Origin of the sequence: Chryseobacterium sp. AG844, assembly GCF_003182335.1 — a bacterium.
GTDB classification, from domain to species: Bacteria; Bacteroidota; Bacteroidia; order Flavobacteriales; family Weeksellaceae; genus Chryseobacterium; species Chryseobacterium cupriresistens.
The window spans coordinates 44,658-70,971 of the sequence record NZ_QGTV01000005.1 but is presented as its reverse complement, the minus strand read 5'-3'; the positions used below and the strand labels follow the sequence as shown (position 1 = coordinate 70,971).

26 protein-coding genes are annotated in these 26,314 nt (G+C 37.9%); 18 read left to right on the top strand and 8 right to left on the bottom strand.

The features are described 5' to 3' along the window. Positions 1-8 precede the first annotated feature (8 nt). Genes DEU40_RS07185 through cobT form a run of 3 tightly spaced genes read right to left on the bottom strand, consistent with a single transcriptional unit; the run spans position 9 to position 2,335 of the window. Complete coding sequence (locus DEU40_RS07185) at positions 9-563, bottom strand: histidine phosphatase family protein (protein ID WP_110009207.1); 555 nt, start codon at positions 561-563, stop codon at positions 9-11. After that, positions 548-1,330, bottom strand: coding sequence for an adenosylcobinamide-GDP ribazoletransferase (locus DEU40_RS07180; RefSeq protein WP_110009206.1), 783 nt, complete (start codon positions 1,328-1,330; stop codon positions 548-550). Before DEU40_RS07180 ends, DEU40_RS07185 begins: the two co-directional genes overlap by 16 nt. Next, the gene (gene cobT, locus DEU40_RS07175; RefSeq protein ID WP_110009205.1) at positions 1,331-2,335 is read right to left on the bottom strand and encodes a nicotinate-nucleotide--dimethylbenzimidazole phosphoribosyltransferase; all 1,005 of its coding nucleotides are present in this window, start codon (positions 2,333-2,335) and stop codon (positions 1,331-1,333) included. A gap of 277 nt (positions 2,336-2,612) precedes the next feature. Here cobT and DEU40_RS07170 point away from each other — a divergent pair, with 277 nt between their 5' ends. The 3 genes from DEU40_RS07170 to DEU40_RS07160 are packed head-to-tail and all read left to right on the top strand — an operon-like array spanning position 2,613 to position 5,257. Beyond that, positions 2,613-3,359, top strand: a complete 747-nt coding sequence (locus DEU40_RS07170) for a DNA polymerase beta superfamily protein (RefSeq protein ID WP_110009204.1) — start codon at positions 2,613-2,615, stop codon at positions 3,357-3,359. Positions 3,360-3,398: 39 nt separating this feature from the next. Further along, a complete protein-coding gene (locus DEU40_RS07165; protein ID WP_110009203.1) occupies positions 3,399-4,145 on the top strand; it encodes an ATP-grasp domain-containing protein in 747 nt (248 codons plus the stop codon). Positions 4,146-4,159: 14 nt separating this feature from the next. Then, the gene (locus DEU40_RS07160) at positions 4,160-5,257 is read left to right on the top strand and encodes a DNA polymerase beta superfamily protein (RefSeq protein WP_110009321.1); all 1,098 of its coding nucleotides are present in this window, start codon (positions 4,160-4,162) and stop codon (positions 5,255-5,257) included. A 217-nt stretch (positions 5,258-5,474) separates the two neighbouring features. Here the strand turns inward: DEU40_RS07160 and DEU40_RS07155 are convergent, their stop codons facing one another. Further along, positions 5,475-5,816 carry a TfoX/Sxy family protein gene (locus DEU40_RS07155; protein WP_110009202.1) on the bottom strand — a complete coding sequence of 114 codons (342 nt, stop codon included), beginning with the start codon at positions 5,814-5,816 and terminating at the stop codon, positions 5,475-5,477. 335 nt (positions 5,817-6,151) lie between these two features. On the opposite strand from DEU40_RS07155, the gene DEU40_RS07150 reads away from it, so the two are divergent. The 6 genes from DEU40_RS07150 (at position 6,152) to DEU40_RS07125 (ending at position 14,169) form a co-directional block, all read left to right on the top strand. Beyond that, the gene (locus DEU40_RS07150; protein ID WP_110009201.1) at positions 6,152-6,667 is read left to right on the top strand and encodes a DUF2975 domain-containing protein; all 516 of its coding nucleotides are present in this window, start codon (positions 6,152-6,154) and stop codon (positions 6,665-6,667) included. Between the two features lies 1 nt (position 6,668). After that, on the top strand, positions 6,669-6,872 hold the full coding sequence (locus DEU40_RS07145; RefSeq protein ID WP_002980904.1) for a helix-turn-helix domain-containing protein: 204 nt from the start codon (positions 6,669-6,671) through the stop codon (positions 6,870-6,872). Between the two features lie 212 nt (positions 6,873-7,084). Then, a complete protein-coding gene (locus DEU40_RS07140; protein WP_110009200.1) occupies positions 7,085-7,957 on the top strand; it encodes an ABC transporter ATP-binding protein in 873 nt (290 codons plus the stop codon). A gap of 2 nt (positions 7,958-7,959) precedes the next feature. Next, positions 7,960-11,202: an ABC transporter permease/M1 family aminopeptidase gene (locus DEU40_RS07135; RefSeq protein ID WP_110009199.1), complete on the top strand. Its 3,243-nt coding sequence runs from the start codon at positions 7,960-7,962 to the stop codon at positions 11,200-11,202. 102 nt (positions 11,203-11,304) lie between these two features. After that, a complete protein-coding gene (locus DEU40_RS07130; protein WP_110009198.1) occupies positions 11,305-11,745 on the top strand; it encodes a MarR family winged helix-turn-helix transcriptional regulator in 441 nt (146 codons plus the stop codon). Between the two features lie 6 nt (positions 11,746-11,751). Next, positions 11,752-14,169: a TonB-dependent receptor gene (locus tag DEU40_RS07125; RefSeq protein ID WP_110009197.1), complete on the top strand. Its 2,418-nt coding sequence runs from the start codon at positions 11,752-11,754 to the stop codon at positions 14,167-14,169. Positions 14,170-14,486: 317 nt separating this feature from the next. On the opposite strand, the gene DEU40_RS07120 is transcribed toward DEU40_RS07125, so the two are convergent. After that, the gene (locus DEU40_RS07120; protein ID WP_110009196.1) at positions 14,487-16,742 is read right to left on the bottom strand and encodes a polyribonucleotide nucleotidyltransferase; all 2,256 of its coding nucleotides are present in this window, start codon (positions 16,740-16,742) and stop codon (positions 14,487-14,489) included. Positions 16,743-17,180: 438 nt separating this feature from the next. Between DEU40_RS07120 and DEU40_RS07115 the strand changes: the two genes are divergently transcribed. Continuing rightward, complete coding sequence (locus tag DEU40_RS07115) at positions 17,181-18,602, top strand: sugar MFS transporter (protein WP_110009195.1); 1,422 nt, start codon at positions 17,181-17,183, stop codon at positions 18,600-18,602. Between the two features lie 124 nt (positions 18,603-18,726). Continuing rightward, a complete protein-coding gene (locus DEU40_RS07110) occupies positions 18,727-19,086 on the top strand; it encodes a DUF4260 domain-containing protein (RefSeq protein ID WP_110009194.1) in 360 nt (119 codons plus the stop codon). Positions 19,087-19,475: 389 nt separating this feature from the next. On the opposite strand, the gene rpsO is transcribed toward DEU40_RS07110, so the two are convergent. Then, the gene (gene rpsO, locus DEU40_RS07105) at positions 19,476-19,745 is read right to left on the bottom strand and encodes a 30S ribosomal protein S15 (RefSeq protein ID WP_034692246.1); all 270 of its coding nucleotides are present in this window, start codon (positions 19,743-19,745) and stop codon (positions 19,476-19,478) included. A gap of 173 nt (positions 19,746-19,918) precedes the next feature. Between rpsO and DEU40_RS07100 the strand changes: the two genes are divergently transcribed. The 7 genes from DEU40_RS07100 to DEU40_RS07085 all read left to right on the top strand — a co-directional run bounded on the left by DEU40_RS07100 (position 19,919) and on the right by DEU40_RS07085 (position 24,370). After that, entirely contained in the window at positions 19,919-20,467 is a 549-nt protein-coding gene (locus DEU40_RS07100) for a pyruvate decarboxylase (protein ID WP_110009193.1), read from the top strand. 323 nt (positions 20,468-20,790) lie between these two features. Beyond that, entirely contained in the window at positions 20,791-20,931 is a 141-nt protein-coding gene (locus tag DEU40_RS22360; protein ID WP_171006355.1) for a bacteriocin-like protein, read from the top strand. A gap of 34 nt (positions 20,932-20,965) precedes the next feature. Next, the gene (locus DEU40_RS22355; RefSeq protein ID WP_171006356.1) at positions 20,966-21,112 is read left to right on the top strand and encodes a bacteriocin-like protein; all 147 of its coding nucleotides are present in this window, start codon (positions 20,966-20,968) and stop codon (positions 21,110-21,112) included. Positions 21,113-21,263: 151 nt separating this feature from the next. Continuing rightward, positions 21,264-21,413 carry a bacteriocin-like protein gene (locus tag DEU40_RS22350; RefSeq protein ID WP_181397941.1) on the top strand — a complete coding sequence of 50 codons (150 nt, stop codon included), beginning with the start codon at positions 21,264-21,266 and terminating at the stop codon, positions 21,411-21,413. A 344-nt stretch (positions 21,414-21,757) separates the two neighbouring features. Then, entirely contained in the window at positions 21,758-23,080 is a 1,323-nt protein-coding gene (mgtE, locus tag DEU40_RS07095; protein ID WP_110009192.1) for a magnesium transporter, read from the top strand. Between the two features lie 26 nt (positions 23,081-23,106). After that, positions 23,107-23,847, top strand: a complete 741-nt coding sequence (locus tag DEU40_RS07090) for an ABC transporter substrate-binding protein (protein WP_110009191.1) — start codon at positions 23,107-23,109, stop codon at positions 23,845-23,847. A 55-nt stretch (positions 23,848-23,902) separates the two neighbouring features. Further along, positions 23,903-24,370: a cupin domain-containing protein gene (locus tag DEU40_RS07085; protein WP_110009190.1), complete on the top strand. Its 468-nt coding sequence runs from the start codon at positions 23,903-23,905 to the stop codon at positions 24,368-24,370. A gap of 50 nt (positions 24,371-24,420) precedes the next feature. On the opposite strand, the gene DEU40_RS07080 is transcribed toward DEU40_RS07085, so the two are convergent. Together DEU40_RS07080 and DEU40_RS07075 are read right to left on the bottom strand one after the other, a co-directional pair. Continuing rightward, positions 24,421-24,870: a GAF domain-containing protein gene (locus DEU40_RS07080; RefSeq protein WP_062671360.1), complete on the bottom strand. Its 450-nt coding sequence runs from the start codon at positions 24,868-24,870 to the stop codon at positions 24,421-24,423. 13 nt (positions 24,871-24,883) lie between these two features. Further along, positions 24,884-26,311: a nicotinate-nucleotide adenylyltransferase gene (locus DEU40_RS07075; RefSeq protein ID WP_079240911.1), complete on the bottom strand. Its 1,428-nt coding sequence runs from the start codon at positions 26,309-26,311 to the stop codon at positions 24,884-24,886. Positions 26,312-26,314: the final 3 nt, after the last annotated feature.

Here is a 26,314-nt window from a genome sequence, read left to right as displayed (position 1 = left end):
TATGGTAATTATATATTCATCTTTTTGACACAAAAAATCCCATCATTCCAATTAATAATCACTTTTTTCCCATAATCAATCTGAATAGTAAACATATTCTCCAGTGGAAACTGAAGTACCGCCTGAAGGATCAGACGAATAACTCCGGCATGCGTAACTATAAGTGCTTTTTCCAGATCTTTTCTCTGAATAAATTCATTCCAGAAGCTGAGAACACGGGTTTGCATTTCGAGAAGATTTTCACCACCCAAGGCTTTTACACTGACAAAATCTTTGTACCACGGATTGATTTCTTCTTCTGGAATATCCATCCATTTTTTTAATTCCCAGTTCCCGAAATTCATTTCGCGAAGTCTTTCATCTGTTTGGTATTCAAATTTAAAATAACCAGCCAAAAAACGGCATCGCTCAGAAGGACTTGAAACAATTACATCATAATGACCATCAATATCCAACGATTTAAAATCTTCGATACACTCTTTCCGTAAAGACATTTCAGCAAAACCATAACACAGGTTTTCAGGATTGTCCACAGCAGTATGACGGATCAGATGAATTTCCATACGATGATTGTTCCTAAATAAAATAAAACTTCACAAACCTGCTGTACCGATCCCAGACAATCACCTGTATACCCTCCGATATGTTTTTTAAAATACCAACCCATATATATTTTTCCTAAATAAGCGAGCGCAAAAGCAAAAATCAAATGCCAGTCCGGAAACAGTACAAAAGTGGCTAAAACACTGATGAAACTTACCAGCAAAGCCATTCCATCCAATGGTTTATTGGCCAGAGGCTTTGACTTACTGACATCGATATCCGTAACATACTGGTGAGTATAGATCATCGTTCCTGCAATAAAACGGCTTACCGTATGCCCTAAAATAACAATGAGTAAAACGCCCACCGGATTACTCATTCCTAAGGTTTGAATACTATAAAATTTTAAAGCAAAAAGCAAAATAATCCCTATTGTACCATATGCTCCTACCCGGCTGTCTTTCATAATCGTCAGGATTTTTTCCTTTCCATATCCGCCTCCAAAACTGTCGCACATGTCTGTGAAGCCATCTTCATGAAAAGCTCCGGTCAGCAAAACATTGGAAATCATCATTACAACAATCCCGATTTCAAGATTAAAAAGCAGTGTAGAAAGATAAAGAACCAAAGCGTTGATGAGCCCTACAATCAAGCCTACCCAGGCAAAATATTTCTGAGATTTATTCATAATCTCGCTGGAGTACGGAATGGTAAACGGAACCGGAATTCTCGTGAAAAACATGAGTGCCGTTGCAAAGTAAATCAGTTCATTTTTTATAGCTTTCATTTAGTTTTTATTTGATACATCTGCATCTTCGAAACTTGACATTTCATTCAGAAAATTAACGGCACTTTGAATAATCGGATAAGCCAATGCACAGCCTGTTCCTTCACCAAGGCGCAGATTCAGATTGAGAATGGCCTGTTCTCTCATTAATCCCAACAGCTGAGGATGGGCATTTTCATTGCTTACATGGCAGAAGATACAGTTGTTCAATACTTCAGGATTCTTTTTCCAGACCGTGGCTACCGCAACTGTTGCAATAAAACCATCCACCATGATCAGCATATTGTGGTGATAAGCTTCTTCTATGGCTCCAATCATCTGGGCTATTTCCAATCCGCCAAAGGTCTGGGCAATCTCATCCTCAGTCATTTCAGCCGGGTATTTTTCAACAGCTTCTTTTAAAATACTGATCTTATTGTCAAGCTGATGATCATTCAGTCCCGTTCCACGTCCGATACAATGGATAATAGGAATGTCAAAGAGCTTGCTCATCATTAAAGAAGAGGCGGAAGTATTCCCGATTCCCATTTCTCCAAAGCCAATGATATTGCAGCCTTTTTTAGCAATATCATTCACCACTGCTTTTCCATTTTTAAGCGCCTGATGGTATTCTTCAGGAGTCATGGCAGGTTCTTCCAGAATATTACGGCTGGATTTTCTTACTTTTTTATCAATGAGATTCAGCCCTTCCGGGAAATCAAAATTCACTCCTGCATCTACAATTTTAATGTTGATACCATTCTGTCTGCAAAAAACATTAATGGCAGCACCTCCGCCAAGGAAGTTCATCACCATCTGATAGGTGACCTCCTGTGGATAGGCACTTACGCCTGCAGCAGCAATTCCATGATCGGCCGCAAAAACCACCATATGAGGGTTGAGTAATTGTGGTGAAGTAGTTTTCTGAACCATTCCGATTTTGTGGGCAATATGTTCAAGATGTCCTAATGCGCCTAACGGTTTTGTTTTAAAATCAATTTTATGCTGTAATTCTGATGATAACATGGATGTTTATAGTTACGTTAAATGGAAAAGTGCAATATTAGTAAAATTCAATGAGTCTTTTCTTTTGTCTTGACACAAAAGAAACAAAAGGTCAAGACCGTGAAAATTTTAGCCCTCAATATTCACTTACTCACAAACCCGAACCCCGCAACTCTCAAACTCTCCCACACTTAAACCCTAAAACCTATCCCCACGAAACCCGCACTTCGAAACTTAAAACAGCTACGCTAGTACATTGCGCACTTCATCTTTTACTTTGCACCATCAATCAATACCAATGACACCAAAAATACTTGAAAAAATAAAAGAAATAGAAGCAGCACGGGGTGTGGAAGTCCTTCTTGCTGTAGAATCAGGGAGCAGAGCCTGGGGTTTTGCGTCTCCTGACAGTGATTTTGATATACGTTTTATATACCGTCACGACAAAGACTGGTATCTTTCTCCATGGGATAAGGATGAAACCATAGAATTTATGACAGAAGATGATCTGGATGGTTCCGGCTGGGATCTGCGAAAGACGTTTCATCTGTTGTTAAAGTCAAACGCGGCTTTGCTGAGCTGGTTCTATTCTCCTATCGTTTATAAAGCGGATGAAAAGTTTGTAGAAATCTTTAAACCCTTGGCAGATGCCTGCTTTTCTCCGGTTGCAGTTTCTTACCATTATCTGAGTATGAGCAAGAAATATCTGGAAGCCTGCAGAACTGATGAAGTAAAATTAAAAAGTTATTTTTATTGTTTACGAACCACATTAACAGGAAAATGGATCATAGAAAAAGGAACGGTTCCTCCTGTACTGTTCAATGACCTGCTTGTTTTAACGGATGAAGCCACCAAAAGAAAAATAGAAAACCTCGTTGCCTTAAAAGCCACCAAAGGAGAATCTTACTACCATCCGAACGATTGGGAACTGTTTGATTTTCTGGAGAAAACAATCGCTGAGAATGAAGAGAAATCGAAAAGTTTATCTGGAGGAAAAGCGGATAAAGGTGAGATGGAGAGAGTTTTTAGGGAGATATTAAAATAAAAGAATAAAAGCTTATTTTACATACAAATTAAAATACAGATGAAAAATATAATCGCTCTTTCTCCCATGTATACGGAAGATAGCAATAATTTGAAAAAAGCATCGCTCACTTCTTCTTATGAACTGAGTCGTTTCAATGCAAAATGGAATGTTCCGGAGGAATTTCGCGCGGATGTAGTAGCAGTCTATGGTGAAGATATTTATGCAGAAATTGTAGCAGAGCAATGTAATCTAACATTAACAAAGCCCAATGATAACTGGCTCTCAAACATTTCAGAAGAATTTACAAAACGGAAAATTGTTTACGGAAAGTTGAAAGACTTCGTACATGAAGAAAATATTTTTATCAAATGTTCGGATTTTAAAAGCTTTAAAGCAGGAGTTTTCGATAAAGTTACAAATATCAAAGGCTTTGAAACACTTGATCTGGAAAGTATGGTTTTCACTTCAAAAGTAGTGGAATGGGAACTTGAGGTTAGATGTTTTGTTTTGAATAATGAAATTAAAACTTATTCTTCTTATTGGAGAAATGATGCTTTCGACACCAACCCGCTTTCTGAACGGGAGCAAAAAGATTTGTTTGAGTTTTTCGGCAGGTTTATTACACAATATGCTGAAACACTTCCAAAAGCAATCGTTCTGGATTTCGGGATTATTAAAGGAAAAGGTTGGGCTTTGATTGAAGCAAATCCTGCATGGTGTTCAGGTTTATACGCTTGTGATGCCGAGAAAGTCCTGGAAGTAATTGTGAAGAGTTGTATTAAAAATTATAATCTAAAAACTTAAATATGGATTCTAAAATGACCATCCAAGACCTAAAAAACAAAAACCTCCTCCTCTTCGAAGCCATTTCCGGAAGCAGAGCTTTCGGGCTGGCAACGGAGAATTCTGATACGGATATCCGCGGGGTGTATTATCTGCCGAAGGAAGATTTCTTTGGACTGAACTATATTCCGCAGGTTTCCAATGAGACGAATGATCTTACGTATTATGAAATCGGAAGATTTGTAGAACTGCTTCAGAAAAACAATCCTAATATCCTGGAAATTCTGGCAAGTCCTGAGGATTGTATTCTGTACAAACATCCGCTGATGGATCTGCTGAAAACGGAGGATTTCCTATCCAAACTATGCAAAGACACTTTTGCAGGCTATGCCGTTTCCCAGATTAAAAAGGCAAAAGGTCTCAATAAAAAGATTGTCAATCCGATTGATAAAGAAAGAAAATCGATCCTGGATTTCTGTTTTATTTTGGATGGACAAGGTTCTGTAACCTTGAAAAAATGGCTGGATGAATTCCCATCCTCCGGAGGGGTGTCCACAGGACGGGGTGGTCTCTCACAGGAAAAATGCGGATTGATAAACATTGATCATACAAAAGGAATGTTCGCTTTATTTTATGATGAATCGGGAACATTGGGATATAAAGGAGTTATTCAGAATGAAGAAGCGAATCAGGTTTCTGTATCCTCTGTTCCTAAAGATGAAAAACCGGTTGCTTATCTGTTTTGTAATCTGGATGCCTATTCTGTGTATTGCAAAGACTACAGGGAATATTGGAAATGGGTTGCTGAGCGTAATGAAGACCGTTACAATGTCAATCAGACCCACGGACAGAATTACGACAGCAAGAATATGATGCACACCATCCGCCTGCTGCAGTCCTGCGAACAGATTTTTAAAACCGGTTCACTAACGATCCGTGTAGAAGACCGTGATGAACTGTTAGATATCAAAAGTGGCAACCAGTCGTATGAAAGTGTAATGCAAAGGGCAGAAAACCTGATAGAATCGATAGAAAGTCATTACTCTACCACCTCTCTACCCGACTCTCCGGACCTTGAGAAAACCACAAAAATATTAATTCAGATCAGAGAAAAACTGTATATTCATGAATGATAAATGATGAGTGATGAATGGTGGGATTGGTGAACTTCATCACTCCCACTCTCAAACACTCTCACCCCGTACCCCGTACCCCGCAACCCGCAACCCGCAACCGCAACCCGCAAAACTCTCATCCACACAATCAAACCCCGAAACTCGCACCTCGTAACTCTCCACTCACTCACTTACCCGAAAACTCTCCCACTCTCAAACACTCAAACCCGAAAACTCACTTCTTAGACGCCTTCGCCACGGGATTATAATCCAAACATATTTTAATCCAATACTCAAAGTCATCAGGTTTTTGAAAACCTATGGGTTCTACATAGCAATAGCCATTTAACTGTTTCCCTTTCATGATCATTGGAAGAAAGCCTTTCTTTTCTGAAACCTCATCTTCCAGTTCGGGATTGTAGCGGCACATCAGGTTATCATGACTGATGTTGATGCACATCTTTCCGTTCACAAGAAAAGACAGTCCGCTGAACATTTTCTTTTCCTCGACCTCTATATTATTTTCCATCGAAAGCCGTTCACGTACGCGGTCGGCAAGTTCTGTACTGTAAGCCATGATTCCTTTTTTTTTGATCTATCTCTTAGTAATAATGGTTTCGACAAACTCAGCCTGACAGTGCTTAAAAATTGTCGTTGGTATTCCAGTTGTCACCCTGAGCCTGTCGAAGGGTATCAATAAGAAAACCTTTGTTAATCATTAAGCTCGAGTATTAATTAATGGGATAAGTTGATCAACTTTTTATTATTAAAATTAATTAAAAACTGTGATTAACACGTTATTTTTTTAATATTATTGATGATCTCAGAATTAAAAATTAAAATTTCATTTAAATAAATTATTGTTTTACGATAATTAATTATACATTTGCAATAGTAATTACAATTCATACCATGAACCAGACCAAAATTATTTCAAGGATTTTATTTTATATCTGCGCCCTACTTTCGGCCGGATATCTGATCACTTTTGGGTATTCCTTATTCTGTCTGATGAGCGGATTTGCGGTCACGCCTTATAAAGAAGGACAGTTCCTTCACATCAACTATCCGTTTACAGAACAACCGTTTCTGAATATCGAAAACAATTATCCTTATATGATCTTTTCCTTTATGTCGGTGCTTATCACTTATGGAATCTTTTTCTGGCTATCTGCCAGGGTTTTCAAAGTGTTTTTCCAACAAAAACTGTTTACTCAGGAAAATATCATTCAGCTTAAGAGATTTTACCTGTATAATATTTTCATTCCGCTTCCTCTGGTTATTATCGCGAGTTTCTTTGTGGAAGTAGAAAGTATCATATGGGGACTGGTGTTTATTCACTTTATGCTTGGAATTTTCTGTCTGTTTCTTGCGAATATCTTTAAGCAAGGACTACATTTGCAAAACGAACAAGACCTATTTATTTAAAATGCCAATTATAGTCAACTTAGATGTGATGCTTGCCAAACGAAAAATGCAGAGTAAAGAATTGGCAGAAAAACTGGGTATCACACCCGTGAACCTCTCTATCCTGAAAACCGGCAAAGCCAAAGGTGTCCGCTTCGATACCCTTGAAGCCATCTGTAAAATCCTGGAATGCCAGCCGGGAGATATTCTTGAATTTAAAGAGTAAACGAGTTGCAGGATACGAGTTGTAGGATACGAGTTGCGGGGTTTGAGGGTTTGAGAGTTGGAGAGTTTGAGGGTGAGAGCGTTTGAGAATGATCTGTAAAACTTCCACTTCTAACCTCTAGCTTCTAGCCTCCTGCCTCTAGCTTCCAGCCATTAACTTCTAAACCAGCTGCCGAAAGGCCGCCTGTCCTTCTATTCCCCAAACACAACGTTATGAACACATTAACCATCAACAATCTTAGCCTTACCTATAAAAATGGATTTCAGGCAATTAAAAACATTTCACTCGACATCAAAAACGGTATGTTCGGGCTTCTTGGTCCCAACGGAGCCGGAAAATCATCTTTAATGAAAACCATTGTCGGACTTCAGAAACCGACCTCCGGAACAATACTTTTCAACGGAGTGGACATCGCCAAAAATCCTGATTATATCAAACAGAATCTCGGATTTCTACCACAGGATTTCGGAGTATATCCGAAAGTTTCCGCGTACGACCTACTGGAACATATTGCCATATTGAAAGGGATTACCGACAAAAGCGAACGTAAAAAACAAATTCTGGGTTTGCTGGAAAAAGTCAACCTTTCTGATTTTGCTAAAAAAGAAGTTCATACCTTTTCTGGGGGAATGAAACAGCGATTCGGTGTAGCTCAGGCCTTATTGGGAGATCCGAAAATCATTATTGTAGATGAGCCCACTGCAGGGCTGGATCCTGAGGAACGCAATCGTTTCAACAGCTTGCTCAATGATATCAGCCAGGAGGTTATCGTCATTCTGTCTACCCATCTTGTTGAAGATGTAAGAAATCTCTGTTCAGAAATGGCAGTGATGAATCATGGGCAAATCCTTCGAAAAGGAAATCCGGGAAAACTGATTGCAGAGCTGGACAACAGAATCTGGTCAAAACCTATTGACAAAAATGAACTGGAAACCTATCATTCCAGCTATGAAATCATCAGCAGACAGCTTCTGGAAAGAGAACTTCATATCACTGTATTTTCTGAAGAATCTCCGAAAGACTTCAGTCCGGTAACCCCATTGCTGGAGCACGTTTACTTCCATACACTCACCCAAAAACCTTAATCATGAATACGATATTTTTATTTGAAGCCGGACGCTCTTCCCAGCACTGGCTCACCTATCTTGTGGCCTTACTTTTAATAGGAATGGGCATCTTTTGCGGAAACCAGTTCAATCTTTCAGTGGGAGAAGGGATTTATTTAAACTCTCCCTACACCATTGGCTTTATGACCGGAATGCTAAGCCTTGTCGTGATTTTTTTTGCGACTGTTTATGCATTGCAGCTACTTTTTAAAGACCAGGATTCAAAATTTGACAGTATTCTGTTTTCATTCCCATTGTCAAAACTCACTTACCTGAAAGGAAAATTCTATGCTTATTTTTTACAGACGTTTTTAAGTTTTTCTTTCTTAATGACAGGATTTATCATAGGTCAGATGATGCGGACGGGAAGTGAAATGCAGGAAGGTTTTAACATTGTCCATTATCTATATCCTTTATTCATATTCGGTTTTATCAACAGTTTGTTTGTCTGCAGTTTTCTTTTTCTCATTGCATTTATTGTCAGGAAAAAACTGCTGGTTGTAGTAGGCGGACTGCTTCTGTATGTTTTTTATATGATTATCCTGCTGTTTTCCAATTCACCCTTTATGGCGGGAAGTCTTCCGCAGTCATTGGAAACCCAGCAATTTTCAGCGCTGGCTGATCCTTTCGGACTATCTGCTTATTTTATGCAGGCCCGTGATCTTACTGCACACCAGAAAAATATTCAGGTCGTTCCTTTTTCTGGGTATCTTTTATTCAACAGGCTCTTATTTTTCATAATCTCAACCGGGCTTCTTACGCTTTCGCTCAGATTATTTTCTTTCTCCGGTACTTCCAGACGGAAAGCAAAGCTCTTAGGAAATGCTCTGACACTATCTGAAACCAATAAAGCAGATTATTCCACAGTGAAGCCAGACTTTGGTTGGAAGAATTCATTTCGATCTGTCTTGTCTTTTGCAAAAACAGACCTCACTTATCTGTTTAAAAGTGCTGCTGTTCCTGCCGTTTCCATACTGTTGTTATTTTGTATCGGAATGGAAATGTATGCCGAAATTGAAAAAGGAATCCGTCTTCCGCAGAAATATGCAGGTTCAGGACTTATGGCAGCCACCATTTCAGAAAACTTCCATTTGCTTGGACTTCTTATTTCCGTTTATTTTTTAAACGATGTCTACTGGAGAAGTTCTTCTTCAGGATTTTCTCTGATTGAAAACAGTACCTATTTATCAAAACACAGATTAACCGGCCATTTCATTTCCATTAGTTTTCTGCTGTTTTTCTTTACCGGAATTTTAATTATTCAGGGCATTATTTTTCAGGCGGCTTATCAGTATTTTCATATTGATTGGAATGCTTATATCGGTGTTTTTATTTTCAATACCTTCCCTTTGATCCTCTTTTCAGGATTGATTCTTTTGATTAATGACAGGATTCCCAATAAATTCATTGCGCTTGGAGTTTCCATTCTTGCCGTTTTTATAGTATCGGGTCCGCTTTCAGGGAAATTGATACCCTACCCTCTCTTCAGAATATTCTCAGATTTTAAAGGGACTTACAGTGAGTTTAACGGCTATGGAATCTATGAAAAAGCTTTTCTAAAAAGACTTTTATTCGGAACGGGAATTATCAGTATTTTATGGATGCTCAACAACATTATAAAAATTAAAAAAGTTCCTTTACTTGCATCGGGCTTCAGTATCATTCTGCTCATCTCAGGAATCTTTGCCGGAGTATTATTTATGAAAGGTTATATTCCAAAAAATGAAGATCAGGCTATTCTAAGCTCGGCAGCATATGAAAAAAACTATCGAAAGTATGAAAAACTTCCACAGCCGGATATCACCGATATTGCTACAGAAATTAAACTGTATCCTTCGAAAAATGCTTATCAGATTGTTGGAAAATATATCCTTAAAAATCAAACCAATCAACCTATCAATAAGGTTCTGATCAATTTTAATAAAGATTTAAAACTGGAATCTGCTGTGATAAAGTGTGGTACTGAAATCTCAAAAATTAATAACCATATTACAGAAGTTTCATTACAAAAGCCTCTTCAACCGGGCAAGACTGCTTCTCTTGATTTTACATTATCTTATCAATGGTTTGCGGTCAACGGACACCAGTCTTTCAATGCCATTATTGAAAACGGATCTTTTATGAGAATCAGCAGGTATTATCCAACAATTGGATATCAGAAGGATAATGAAATTCAGGATGAAAAACAAAGAACCCAGTTCAACCTTGGAAAACTTGCTGAGCTGAAAAAAGCTGAAGCTTCTGAAGTTCAAAAAAGGGATTTTATCAATCTTACCATGATGATTTCCACCGAAAAGAAACAGACAGCCATTGGAACAGGAGATCTTGTCAGAAAATGGTCACAGGCCGGGCGCAACTATTTTAAGTATAAAGCAGATCAGATTCCTTTCCGGTTTGCCGTTTCATCTGCTGAATATAAGATCAAAAGCGTGAACTATAAAGGAATTTCCATCAATATCTTTTATCATCAGAAACACTTTGAGAATGTGAATCACCTTCTTGAAAACGCAAAGCTTACTTTAGATTACTGTCTGCAGAATTTCGGGACTTACCCTTTTAAAACCATCAATTTTGCAGAGATTTCTTCTTTTACCAGAGGTTTTGCGGCTACAGCCTATCCTTCTGCTGTTTTTATGCCTGAGGATATGGTTTTCCACGCCAATATTCTGGCCGATAAGAAACAGGATGTCATCAATGAACTGGCAGGTCATGAACTTTCCCATCTCTGGTGGGGCAGCAGCCAGATCGACCCTGATGACAGAGAAGGTTCTGTGATGCTTACTGAAACCCTCGCCATGTATACTGAGATGATGCTCTACAAAAAAATGCATGACAAAGAAAAAATGATGGAAAGAATCACCGTACATCAGCAGATCTATGACAATGAAAAAGGACTGTCTGAAAATATTCCGATTTATAAAGCGACCGGAGATGTTCCTCATATTTCATATTCCAAAGGAGCTGCCGCAATGGTACAGCTGAGTAACTTAATCGGTGAAGATAAAGTGAACCTGGCTTTGAAAAATTTCCTCAATAATAATCAATATCCAAAGAAACCTGGTTCATTGGATCTGATCAATGAGTTTTACAACGTTGCTCCGGATATTTCCACCAGAAAACAAATCGACAGATTATTCAAAACCACAGAAAATATAAGGTTTACTTCAGGGTCTAAAACTGCTTCTGTAAAAGCAAAATCCAAAGAATCCGGTAACAGCTTTTAATTTTTTTTGAAAATATTTTTCAGGAATTGTAACAAAATAAAATGATGATTTACTAATTAATTGACATATCAATAATTGATACATCATTTTAAATCTGAAAATATGGAAAAGTTAAATTCAATCATATTCTACAACATAGACAAAGCGATCAGATCTTACAGAAACTATGCTCAACGCCAGCTGAAAGCGTATGGTTACACGATCACTATTGATCAATGGCTTATCATCAAAGCGATTCTGGAAAACCCGGGAATTACCCAGAATGAAATTGGTGATCTGGTTTTTAAGGACAATGCTTCTGTCACGAGAATGATTGATTTAATGGTAAAATCAGAATACATTATCAGAAAAGTTCATCCTGAAGACCGAAGAAAAACCCTGCTGGAAGTGACAGATTCAGGGGTAAAAGTGATTAAAGAGGTTCAGAATATCGTAGAAAAGAACCGAAAAACAGCTTTAAAGGGCATCAGCAATGAAGAACTGGAAGTGATGTATTCAGCTTTACTGAAAATTTCAGAAAACTGTCTCAACCCTAAAAAGTAAAACGCTATGACCAGAATATTCTCACTTATTATTGTCTGTATGCTGATGCTGTTCAACAGCAGGATCTCTGCCCAGCAGGCAATGCAGAGTTTGACTTTGTCAGGAAACATAAAATCAGACAAAGCAGAGCAGATGGAGATCAATCTCTTTGACGCCGATCAGAAATTGATCAAAACAGAAATTGCTGATAAAAACGGTAAGTTCAATTTTAATGATTTAAAAGAAGGAACTTATCAGTTAAAAATTAATAAAAACGGTACTGAGGTTTATCACTCGGAAAATATTTCATTAACCGAAAATAAGACCCTCAATCCCATTGACCTGAATGTAAAATCGATCGAAGGAGTAACGATCACCAAAACCAAGCCTCTCATTGAAAGACAGGATGGAAAGATGATCATGAACGTTGAAAACAGTATTGCCAGCACCGGAAATTCCGCTTTTGAAGTCCTCGAAAAGGCTCCGGGAGTGAATATTGACAATAACGACAATATCAGTCTTCGCGGAAAAGGAAACCTTCTGATCCAAATCGATGGTAAAAATACTCCCATGACGGGAACGGATCTTGCCAATTATCTGAAGGGAATCCCCTCTTCCACCATTGAAAAGATAGAGTTCATCACCAATCCTTCTTCAAAATATGATGCAGCAGGATCTGCCATCATTAATATTAAACTTAAAAAGGAACAGAGAAAAGGAACTAACGGAACTATTTCAAGCTCTCTGGGATCGGGTAAATATGTAAAAAACAACAACAGTTTCAGCATCAACCACAGAAATAAAAACATCAATATTTTCGGAAATTACAGCTTTGCATACAGGGAAGCTTACAACGGACTGGTTCTCGACAGAAATTTCTATGAAGCCAATACCTTTAAGAAAGCGTATGTGCAGGATAATTATCTGAAATTCAAATTCAACAGCCATGTGGCCAAAGCGGGAATGGATTATTATCTGAACGACAAGAATGTGCTTGGATTCTCTGTGGGACTTGTTTCCAATAAATTCAACATCAACGGGGACAATTCCAACGTCACACTGGGCAGCAGCTACCTTCCTGAAAGTACTTTTACAACAGTCAACAGATCGAATGACCGCTGGACCAATGTTTCATTCAACCTTAATCATAAATATACGATTGATTCGCTGGGTTCTGATATTTCTACCGATTTTGACTACATCAATTACGCCAACTCATCTTTGCAGAGCTTTGATACCAGAACACATGATATTTCCAGCGGTACAGACAACCTTGACATTATTAAAGGTGATATGGACGGAAAACTGAATATCTACTCTTTAAAATCTGATCTTACAAAAAACTTCAGCAACGACTGGAAACTGGAAAGCGGAGTGAAAACGAGTTTTGTAAAGACAGACAATGATTTGAAATTTTTCAACGCCAGTTCTGGTATTCCGATTCCGGATCTTGGAAAAACCAATCATTTTATTTATGAGGAAAACATCAATGCAGTGTACGGAAATGTGTCCAAAAAATGGGAAAAATTCAAAGCTACAGCAGGTTTAAGAGTTGAAAATACCAATGTAAAAGGAACTCAGATTACCACCCATCAAATCAATAAAAGAAATTATACCCAACTGTTCCCAAGCGCTGTTCTGAGTTATGATCTGACAGAGAAAAGCAACCTTGAAATCAATCTCAGCAGGAGAATTACAAGACCAAGCTACAACCAGCTGAATCCTTTCAAATTCTATCTTGACCCTACCACAATGAAAGCCGGAAATCCTGATCTGAACCCTCAAATCACGATGAATTATGAATTAACCTACAGTCTGAGTAATAAATACTTTGCCACTTTAAGCTACAGCAGGAATTCTGATAATATTACGGACATCCTAAAACCTGTCATAGAAAACGGGCAAATAGTAACCGTACAGACCATTGAAAACCTGAATTCTGCTTCTTATTTCGGATTAAACCTGATCGCTCCGGTGAAGGTGACCCAATGGTGGGATATGAACAACAGTGCTAATTTCTATTATGGTTCCTACACAGGAAATGTCTCCGGAACCCAGATCAATAATAAAGGGAATTTTACATTCAGCATCAACAGTATTAATTCCTTTAAGCTGGGAAATGGTTTCACTGCTGAACTTACAGGAAATTACAAAGCCAGAGAAATCTATGCTTATCTGAATGTGAGCCCGAACTGGTATCTGAATATCGGAGCGCAGAAGAAGTTTAAAAACAACAGTGTTCTGAAGCTTTCCTTCACTGATGTCTTCTTTACCAGCAATATCAAAGGGCAAACGGTGTATAATGATTATTTAGAAAACTTCGCAGTGAAAAGAGATACCCGTGTCGCAACCCTCTCCTATACTTACAATTTTGGTTCTTCCAAAAACGGACAGCCTAGAAAAACAGGCGGTGCTGAGGACCTGAAGCAGAGAGTGGGAAGCTAATTGTAAGAAGTTGGAAAACGCAAAGACGCCAAGAAGGAGAAATAAAATACGGTCTTTAAGACGCAAAGATTTTATCTTCGATAAAATTGAGCACCCAATTGCTATACCTGTATTTTAGTCCCTCACACGATTAGGCAGGCAAAGCAAATGCAAAAAATAAAACAATATGCTTGCTGAAAATCTTCGATTTTCTTGCGCCCTAATAATATAAAATTAAAATTCCTTTGCGCCTTTGCGTTTTCCAACTTATAACTTATGGTATGCAAAGCAAAAATCCCTCAAATTGAGGGATTTTTTATATTTAAGAATGAATCTTATTAAGCTTCGTTAGAAGGATTCTGATTTTCCACTGGTTTTTCGCTTTGCGGCCTTTCTCCTTGTGGTTTCTGTCCTTCTGGTCTTCTTTGTCCTTCAGGTCTTTTCTGTCCTTCAGGTCTACCTTGTCCTTCAGGTCTTGGAGGTCTTGGTAAAAGAACTTTACGGGAAAGTTTCATTTTCTTACGGTCATCGTAACCCATGAACTTCACTTCTACCTCATCACCTTCTGCATAAGGAACTTTATCTAAACGAGCCCATTCAATTTCAGAAATGTGAAGAAGTCCTTCTGTTCCTTTAGCAATTGCTACGAATGCACCAAAGTCCATTACTTTCACTACTTTACCTTTGTAAACTTCGCCTACAACCGGTACGAAAGTAATTTCATTGATCTTAGCAATAGCTGCATTGATTTTTTCTCTGTCTGTTCCTGCAATTTCGATACGTCCGATTTCTCCCATCTCTTCGATAGCAATAACCGTATCTGTATCTTTCTGTAATTGTTGAATAATTTTTCCACCAGGCCCGATTACAGCTCCAATGAAATCTTTTGGAATCTCCATTACCACCATTTTCGGAGCGTGAGGCTTCACATCTGCTCTTGGCTGGGAAATCGTTTCCGTGATTTTATTAAGGATGTGTAATCTTCCGTCTTTAGCCTGCATCAAAGCTTTCTCCATGATATCCATAGAAAGTCCCTGGATTTTAATATCCATCTGACAAGCTGTGATACCGTCTGCAGTACCTGTTACTTTAAAGTCCATATCTCCAAGGTGATCTTCATCTCCCAAGATATCAGAAAGTACAGTAAATTTACCTGATTTTGTATCGGTGATCAGACCCATTGCAATTCCTGAAACAGGTTTTGTAATCTGAACCCCTGCATCCATCAATGCTAATGTACCAGCACAAACTGTTGCCATTGAAGAAGAACCGTTAGATTCTAAGATATCGGAAACAATTCTGATTGTATATGGATTTTCTGCCGGAATTACTGCTGTTAAAGCTCTTTGAGCTAAGTTTCCGTGTCCTACTTCTCTTCTTGAAGTACCTCTTAAAGGTCTTGCTTCACCTGTAGAGAATGGAGGGAAGTTATAGTGTAGGAAGAATCTTTCGTCGTGCTGCGTGATTACGCTGTCGATCATGTTGGCATCTTTTACAGAACCCAGAGTTACCGCAGTCAGAGACTGAGTTTCTCCTCTTGTAAAGATCGCAGAACCGTGAGCTCCCGGAAGATAATCAATTTCTGACCAGATCGGACGGATTGTCTGAGGATCACGACCATCAAGACGGATATTGTCTTCAAGGATCATCTGACGCATTGCTTCTTTCTCTACATCATGGTAATATACTTTAACGAAAGGAGTTACTCTTGCCAGTTCTTCTTCATTTTCAGCATATTGTGCTAAAAACTCTTCAAGAACCGCTTTGAATTTTTCTCCTCTTTCTTCTTTATTAGATGGAGTCTTCGCTACTTCATATACTTTGTTGTAGCACTCTTTCCATACTTTTTCACGAATTTCCTCGTCGTGATCTTCGTGGCTGTATTCTCTTTTAGGGAAAGATTTTCCTACTTTTTCAGCTAATCTCTCCTGAGCTTCAATCTGTTTTTTGATCTCAGCGTGAGCGAAGTTGATGGCTTCAAGCATTTCCTGCTCAGAGATCTCCTTCATTTCTCCTTCTACCATTACGATGGAGTCTTTAGTAGCTCCCACCATAATGTCGATATCTGATTTTAATAAGTTTTCATAACTTGGGTTAACAGCCAATTGCCCGTCAATTCTTACTACTCTTGCTTCAGACATTGGTCCGTTGAAAGGGATATCTGTAATTGCAATAGCTGCAGAAGCTGCCAAACCTGCCAATGCTTCAGGCATTACTTCTTTATCGTAAGAAATTAATGAAATCATCACCTGTACTTCCGCATGGAAATCTTCAGGGAAAAGAGGACGTAATACTCTGTCCACCAATCTCATTGTAAGCACTTCATCATCAGATGGTTTTGCTTCTCTACGGAAGAAATTCCCAGGAATTCTTCCACCTGCATAAAATTTTTCTCTGTAATCTACCGTTAATGGTAAAAAGTCTACACCAGGATTGGCTTCTTTGTTGGCTACAACTGTTGCTAAAAGCATAGTTCCGCCACATTTCACCACTACAGATCCGTCAGCCTGCTTAGCCAGCTTCCCCGTTTCAATAGTGATTTCCCTGCCGTCTGCAAGGGTAATCGTTTCTGTAAACGCTTGAGGTATACTCATAAATTTGCTTCTTTATACTCCGTATTGAGTATGATTAATATTTAAACTCTTTAAATTTTCGTTTGCAAAGGTACTATATAATAATGATATATTAAATTTTTCGATTGCTTTAATAGGCGTTTAAAATACAAAAAATTGGCTTTCAATTGATGAAAGACTGAAAATTTACATGAGTAATATGAACTTATACACCATTTATGAAAATAAAAAAGTGTTTTTTTGAGGATAATGTATTGAAAAATCCGGTCGTTTTTGTATTATTGTCTCAAAAAATGAAAATAATACAATCCTCTGAAAAAAGTATCTGTTTCATTCTAAAAATTAGTAAAAATATTGCAAACCAATAGGCTGATCCCTATATTTGCCCTACTTCACCAGTTACAATGCTGTAGGCTAAAAAAGTTAAGGACTTATCCTTTTCAAGATAAATAAATGTTTATGATTAATAAAGAAGTACAATCTCAAAGCAGGAATTATACGGTTCCGTTGATTACCATTACCCTGCTGTTTTTTATGTGGGGATTCATCACCTGTATGAATGATATCCTGATCCCGTATCTGAAACAACTTTTCAATCTTACCTTTTTCGAATCCATGCTGGTACAGTTCTGTTTTTTCGGAGCTTACTTTATCGGATCGCTGATTTATTTCATGATTTCCATTACGAAAGGAGATCCTATCAATAAATTAGGCTATAAGAAAGGAATCCTGTTCGGAATTTTTCTGGCCGCATTCGGCTGCGTTCTGTTTTATCCGGCAGCTACATTCTCTTATTATCCGCTGTTTCTGGGAGCTTTGTTTATTTTAGGACTTGGCTTTACAGTACTGCAGATTACAGCCAACGCTTATGTTTCATTGCTGGGAAGTGAAGAATCTGCTTCCAGCCGGCTGAACATGACTCAGGCATTCAATGCTTTCGGAACAACGATTGCCCCGGTACTTGGAGGTCACCTTATTTTTGAATTCTTCTCTTCTCCGGACGGATCATTCAGTGCGGTAGCGACAAGAATTCCTTATCTTATTTTTGCAGGAATCCTTTTGCTGGTTGCTCTATTGATTTCCAGAGTGAAGCTTCCTTCCTTCCAGATGGGTGAAGAAGAAGTGGTAAAAGGCTGGGGAGCTCTTGAATTCAGTCACCTGAAATTCGGTGTATTCGCTATGTTCTGCTATGTAGGCGGAGAAGTTGCTGTAGGAAGTTTTATCATCAGTTTCCTGGAGCAGCCGCAGATTATGGGCTTTAATGAGATCATCAGTAAAAATTACCTTTCCTTATATTGGGGAGGAGCGATGATTGGCCGTTTTCTGGGAGCCATCTCTTTAAATCAATCCATAAGCCAAAGCAAAAAGGCTCTATATATGCTGGGAGCAGCAGCAGCTGTGTTCCTTGTGATTTTCAGCATTGTCAATCTTACTTTCAGTCAGATCAGCTTTTTCATTGTGTTTATCATCCTTAATTTCATTGCCTTTTTCGTGGGTAAAGCAGCTCCGGCAAGAACATTATCCATTTTTGCAGCGATCAATGTTGCCTTGTTGATTTCTGCGATGGTAAATCATGGTGAGCTGGCGATGTACAGTATTTTAGGAATAGGAATTTTCAATTCTATTATGTTCTCAAATATTTACACACTGGCTATTTCAGGATTAGGTAAATACACCAGCCAGGGATCTTCATTAGTCGTAATGGCTATTCTGGGAGGCGCTATTGTTCCTATTTTCCAGGGATATCTTGCCGATCAGTTTGGAGTACAGCATTCGTTTATTATTCCTGTATTCTGTTATCTGGTAATTCTGATATTCGGAGCGTACTGTACCAAGTATCTGGGTCATGTACAAAGTACCGAAGCAAAGTCCGGTCATTAAAATCAAATTCAAATCAAAATGTATAAGGCGGAATATCTCAAAGGTATTCCGCTTCTTTTTCCAATCCTAAATGTAACTTTCATATGAAAAAATTGACTTATTTTAAAGATCAGTACAATAAATTATGAAAATACAGTTAAAGCTTGAATACGCAGCCTTTCTTATATTAGGAATCTATGCCTTTGCACAAACAGGATATTCCTGGTGGTGGTTCGCCGGCCTTTTCCTTGCACCGGATATTTCTATGCTGGGATACACTGTTAATAACAAAACAGGTGCTTTCTTCTACAATCTCTTCCATCATTTTGGAGTAGCTGTCATTGTTTATTTTGCGGGAACAGCCTTGTCTCTGCCCTATTTACAAATGATAGGTGCTATTTTGTTTTCTCACTCTGCGTTTGACAGGATTCTGGGTTATGGATTGAAATATCCCGATAGTTTTCAGAATACGCATTTGGGGAAGATTGGGAAGAAGGCTGAATAGTGATGTTGAAAACCACCCCGTCAAAAATTCTTTGAATTTTCGCCACCCCTCCGAGGGAGGGGAATTATAACGTCTTTAGTTATGACGTTGGTCAGGATTGGAGTTTTTGTTGAGGCTTTTCTTGTTGGTTTAATACGGCTGGATTCCTACGGAATGACACAATTGGCGTATTGGTGTATCCATACAGTTTGCCATTCCGTAGGAATCTAAATACTCTTTTATCATCACATGAAATTCTAAGGCTTTAAGAAATTTAAGTGTTCTTCTCAACCATTTCGTATTTTCTAAAAAAACTTTTGTGGCTTTTGTGGTTAAAAATCCCCTGTTACGTAAAAACAAAAAAGCAACCTCTTTCGAAGTTGCTTTTTTATTTTGAAAATCTTTATAGATTATTTTCTTAAACCTAGTTCAGCAATAATTGCTCTATATCTTGCGATATCTTTGTTTTTAAGGTAATCTAATAAACTTTTTCTCTTACCTACCAATTTCACTAGAGATCTCTCTGTGTTGAAATCGTGACGGTTAGCCTTTAGGTGTTGAGATAAGTGATTGATTCTGAAAGTGAAAAGAGCGATTTGTCCTTCAGCACTTCCTGTGTCTTGTGCAGATTTCCCGTGTTTTGCGAAAATTTCCTGCTTTTTGTCTGTTGTTAAGTACATTCCAATATTGTTTAATGATTATTATGTAACGGGTGCAAAATTACGACTATTTTTTGATTCTGCAAACATTATTGATTTCATATATCAAATTTGATAGAAAAAAATGTTAAAAATTTCTTAATAATTTGTATGCCATCCAACGAAAAGGCAGTAATTTTGCATTCGAATTACAAATGAAAAAAATTATATTCTTTACAGCGGTTACTACTTTTTTATTCATCGGGTTTACAACGGTAAAAGCCCAGAAAAATGCCGATGATAAAATAAAAAAAGTTCTTTACTTCAATCCCGAGGTAGAGCCTGATATTGACGAAATAAAAGACCCTACCAATAACGCTTTCTTCGATGCCGTAACCGATAATTTCAGCGGCAGAAAAAATAAAATGCTCCGTGCAGAAGTTCAGGTTCCCTATGACAGCATTGATAAACAGACTATCGTAGATTACTGTCTCAACAATGATGCAGATTTTGCCATTGTTTCTAAAGTGAGGTATTTCAAAGTTGGATTTGGAAAGTATGTTTTCTCCAATCAGGTGGTGGTAAGTATGAAGCTTTTTGGTGCTGACGGCAATCTTGTCACCGAAAGCGATCACGATACCTACCGGAAAAACATGCGCCTGCTGGGATCCACAACCAATTCTGTCAAAATAGGTACTGAAGGTGCCATAAAAGGAATCATCAAAAAACTGAGAAAGCTTAAGCCAACGGAAGCGGAACTTTAAGGTTCAATGTTTAAAGTTCCTGGTTTAAGGTTGGAATATACAGCCTTATATCATCAAAGGTCAATTTTGCTTCGCAAGTCAATGGTGAATTTTGTCAGGAAGATTCTATCACTTATCATTCATCCTTATATTTTCATAAAGTATTTCCCTGCCCTGCATTATAAATATTTTCACATACATAAAGCACTTGTTATCTCTTACGAACAGGTGTTTTTTATTTAAAACACACTATAAATAACTGATTAACAATTAAATATTTTCACTAAATAAGGATTTATTAAATATTTTTTACTATTTTAGACCAACATTAAAACCAAAATCTTATGAAAAATCTAAAGAAACTCAGCAGAGAAAAAGCAAAACAAATTAATGGAGGATCTATGGAAAGATGCAGCGAAACCAATCCTTGTACTGTAGGATGGTGCTGTTTCGGAATCTGTTCTCCCTTCATCTGTATTGAATAAAGAATAAAACTAAATCATTTAAAAATCAAATCTCATGAAAAATCTAAAAAAACTCAGCAGACAAGTGCAAAAGGAAATTAAAGGCAGCGGACCTTTCAAAAGATGTACAGAACATTATGAATGTCCGGGCGGGTCATGTTGTCACAACACCTGTGTTATCGATCCATGTCCTCTGGAGTAAATATGACCATTACAGACACCTGCATTCGTAGGTGTTTTTATTTAACATATCAACAAAACCCTGATTCGTAATAAAATATTTTCACCTACAAATGATTAATATAGAAATATTTACTATTTTAGTCTGACATTAAAATCTAAACTATAACGCTATGAAAAATCTAAAAAAACTCAGCAGAGAAGCTGCCAAGCAAATTAATGGCGGTCTCGGACCGTTCAGATGCAGCATCACAAGACCTTGTTCTGTCGGATATTGCTGTAATGGAGAATGCCTTGATCACGACTGTATGATTGAGCCTTAATTTAAATGATCATACATGATGAAGAATTTAAATCTTAAGAAGCTCAGCAGGCTGGAACAAAAAAACATTAAAGGAAGTGGAATAAAAAAGTGTGGTGACAACTCAGATTGCGGACCATACCAATGCTGTACAAATGCTGTCTGCATCTACATTCCCACCTCAGAATGCGAACCAATGTAAAGAATATTGGAATTTAAAATTTAATTTTTGCACATCCGTTTCGGCGGGTGTTTTTTTTGCTCTTATACTGAAGCCATAAACTTTAATTAATCCTTAATTTTGTCAGTTTATTGCTCAGTCTTAAAAATTTGAATTATTTTTGCATATCCAAAAAATTTCACGTTTTGAATTCTAGAGACGAACTTATCTTCAACCCTGCCGATATTGCTGAAACTCTCAGCGAACTTCCTGCTGATGAGAGGCTGCTCGCGTTTCTGAAGGTTCCGAAAGAATACAAAGCAGAAGTATTTTCACACCTTGATCCTGATTTCCAGGAAGAAACCATCAGAAGTATCGGAAGCGATGAAGTGTCTGAAATTCTGAATGCCATGACTCCGGATGACAGAACGTCCCTTTTCGAGGATTTCCCGGATGAGCTGATCAAGTATTCCATCAACCATCTTAATCCGCAGGAAAGAAGGATTGCCTTAAAGCTTCTTGGCTACAATTCGGATTCGATTGCCCGTCTGATGACCCCTTATTATATACAGATCCGTAAGGAATGGACGGTAAAAAGATGTCTTCAGCAGATCAAAAAGGTAGGAAAGAGAGTGGAAACCATGAACTACCTGTACGTGGTAGACGAAAGAAACCGCCTGATTGATGACCTTGCCATCGGAACTTTGCTGCTGGAAGAAGAAGACACTCTGGTTTCTGATATCACCGATAACCATTTTGTAGCCATTACAACGACAACTTCCAAAGAGGATGCCGTAACCTACTTCGAAAAGTATGACCGTGGTGCTCTTCCTATTATTACAGAAGCAGGTGTTCTGGTAGGAATTGTGACTATTGATGACATTCTCGATCAGATTGAACAGCAGAATACGGAAGATATCCAGAAATTCGGAGGATTGGAAGCATTGGATCTTCCCTACACCCAGACTTCATGGACTGAGATGATCAAGAAAAGAGCCACCTGGCTGATCATTCTGTTTGTTTCGGAAATGCTGACTGCCTCTGCAATGGGATATTTTGACAAGGAAATTGAAAAAGCCGTTGTTCTTGCTCTATTTGTACCACTGATCATTTCCAGTGGAGGAAACTCAGGATCCCAGGCAGCTACTCTGATTATCCGTGCTATGGCTCTTCAGGAAATCAATCTGAAAGATTGGTGGTATGTCATGAAAAAGGAAATTATCTCCGGATTATGTCTTGGAGCCATCTTGGGAATTATTGGGTTTATACGAATCATGCTTTGGCAGCAAATTGGCTTGTTTGATTACGGCCAGTATTGGGTATATGTAGGATTGAGTGTTTCTGTTTCCTTGATTGCCATTGTTTTGTGGGGAACGTTATCAGGTTCTATGATCCCGTTTGTTTTAAAGAAATTAAATCTTGACCCTGCTACTTCTTCTGCACCGTTTGTAGCAACATTAGTGGATGTAACCGGGCTTATTATCTATTTTACCGTAGCCGGACTTTTCTTAACCGGAAAACTTTTGTAATTTTAGGCATCATCTAACATGCCAATATGAAAATCGTTTCACTTGTACCTTCTATTACTGAGGCTTTATTTGACCTTGGACTGACCGAAAATGAAGTGGTAGGAAGAACAAAATTCTGTATTCATCCTCAGGATAAAATAAAAAATGTACCCATAATCGGCGGAACTAAGAATATTAATATTGAAAAAATTAAAGCATTACAGCCGGATCTTATTATTGCCAATAAGGAAGAGAATGTAAAAGATCAGGTGGAAGCTCTGATGGATGAGCACAAGGTAATGGTCACCAATATTGATACTATTGAGGATAATTATTACCTGCTTAAAAACCTCGGAAAACTTTTTGGAAAGGAAGACAGAGCGCAGCTTTTCAATCTTAAAATTTATGATGTTCTGAATCAGGCAAAACTGGAATCTCCTGTAAAAGCAGCTTATCTTATCTGGAAAAATCCTTATATGACCATTGGTTCTGACACTTTCATCCACAGGATTTTATCTGAAATTGGTTTTGAAAATATTTTTAAAGATAAAACCCGTTATCCCCAGATCACTACTGAAGATCTGGCAGAAGCTGATGTCATTATGCTTTCATCTGAACCTTTTCCGTTTAAAGAAAAACATATTGAAGAACTGCAGGTTTTCTATCCGGATAAAAAGATTATGATTGTAGATGGTGAAGCCTTTTCATGGTATGGAACCCATATTGCCAAATGTGAAAATTATTTCAAAGAATTGCTGGCCGAAATTCACCTCATGCAGCAAAGCTAATTCTTCACCATCAACTTTAACCCCAAAACTTTAAACTTTAAACATTGAACTTTATATGTCCGGTACAATTATATTATCTGAAGGAGCAGAATTTGATCACGTAATACAGGAAGTTTCAAAATATATTCATTTGTATGTAATGGCGTTTGAAAAAGAGGAAAGAACCATTACACGACTGGAAAAACGTGAAAACATGTATGGAGGAAACGGAACTGTGTATATGATACAAATGTTCGATCAGAAAGAATTAGCCAACAATCGTCTGGCTGCCTATATGGCTTTATTGAATAAAGGGGATGAATCCGGATTTCATACGCACAATCTGAGAAATGAACAGGAGCTGTACGTTGTGGTGCACGGAACCGGAGAATATCGTGAAAGAACCGGAACAGAAGGACCCATACGCAGGAAAGTGCTGCAGAAAGGCGATATTACAGCGATCAGTTCTATAGGCTATCATTCTATTGAAAACACGGGAGATGAGCCTTTAATTATGTTTGTGATCACCACCAACAATCCATAAAAAACTCCGGCAGATGAGCCGGAGTTTATATTTTATATAGTAAGTTTTGATTATAAAATCTTAGAAACCTCATTACAAAGCCATTCTAATAATTCACGGTCTTCCTGCGTGAAAGGATCAATGGTATGAGAATCAATATCAATCTGTCCGATATTTTTTCCATCCTTAAAAATAGGAACTACAATTTCTGCTTTCGTATCAATGGAGCAGCTTAAATAATTGCTTTCCTCATGCACATCAGGAACAACAAATGTTTCATTGGAAACGGCAACCTGACCGCAGATTCCTTTACCGTAAGGAATAATAGTATGGTCGGTAGGTGCTCCTACATAAGGACCTAAAATCAATTCATCCTTATCTCCGTTTTTGAAATAGAACCCTGTCCAGTTGAAATAAGGAATTTCCTGATCCAACAGGTGGCATACTTTTTCAAGTTTTTCTTCTGTATTATGCTTAGGACTTTCAAGAATTGAGGAAAGTCTTTTCTTTAATTCTGACATTGTATTTATATTTTTAAGAGAATTGTTTTAGGGAAAGCTCTTCTTTATATCCGAACATTCCACGCTCTTTAATCATTTCTGCTACGCCTTCCGGTACCTGGGTTTCCCAGCCTTTCACACAACATGCAATTTTTCTCAGGATTTCTCTGGAATAAATTTCCAAAAACTCAGGATTATAATTGGTAATATCTACGATACGGTTGTTGTGTTTGAAGTATTTGTATAGTTCTTTCAGATTTTCTTCCACTTTCAGGTTGGAAGAATCCAGTAACTGATGAGTTTCCGGATCTTTGTAAGGATACAGATATACTCTCATTCCATTTCTGAAAAACTTACCGAATGCTTCAAGAATTCCTCCTGAAAGGTTTTTATAATATTTCTCGTCAAATACCATCAGCATGTTATTTACCCCCATCGCTACTCCGATATCTCCGCTTGTATAAGAAGCAAAGTAATCAATAAGCCTGTAATATTCGGAGAAGTTTGAAATAATAACGGTGTAACCAAGTTTTCCAAGAATATCTACTCTATCCAGGAAATCCCTTTCGTCGATATCTCCGTCTGCTCTCAGATTGGAAATGGTGATTTCAATAAGAACTTCTGTTTCTTCATGAGTACAGGTAGCATCTTTGAAGAACATATCCATCCCATTTTTAAGCATGTCAATGTTCACTTTCGTTACCGGCCTGAAACTTCCTCTTACCGCGAAAATATTTTTCTTATACAATACATCTGCCGGAAGCATATTACTCCCCTGAGAATTGAAGATTACCGCATCGGTCATTCCATTTTTTACCAATTGAAGGGACATCAGTCTGTTATCAACATAGGCAAAAGCAGGTCCGCTGAAGTCGATCATATCAATTTCCAGATTATCTTTAGCAATATCATCGTAAAGAGATTCTACCAAAGTTCTTGGATTGTCAAAATAATGAAAAGCTCCGAAAATAAGATTCACTCCCAGATTCCCTAAAGTTTCCTGCTGAAGAGTAGCATCATTTTCTTTGAATTTGACATGGATTACAATTTCGTTGTAATCTTCATTTTCTTTAGTCTGAAAACGGATTCCCACCCAGCCGTGGCCTTTTACAGTTTTGTCAAAATTGATGGTTGTTACCGTGTTGGCATAAGAAAAGAATTTTCTATCCGGATTATTATCTCTTGAAATTCTCTCTTCAATCAAAGCTACCTCATATCGAAGCATTTTGCGAAGCCTGTTCTGGGTAACGTACCTGTTTTTTACTTCTTTTCCGTAGATGGCATCACTAAAATCTTTGTCATAAGCAGACATTGCCTTAGCAATCGTACCGGAAGCTCCCCCTGCTCTAAAAAAGTGGCGAACAGTCTCCTGCCCTGCTCCAATTTCTGCGAAAGTACCATAAATAGTAGGATCTAGATTAATTGTTAATGCTTTTTGTTTAGGAGTTAGTTTCTGATACATTAG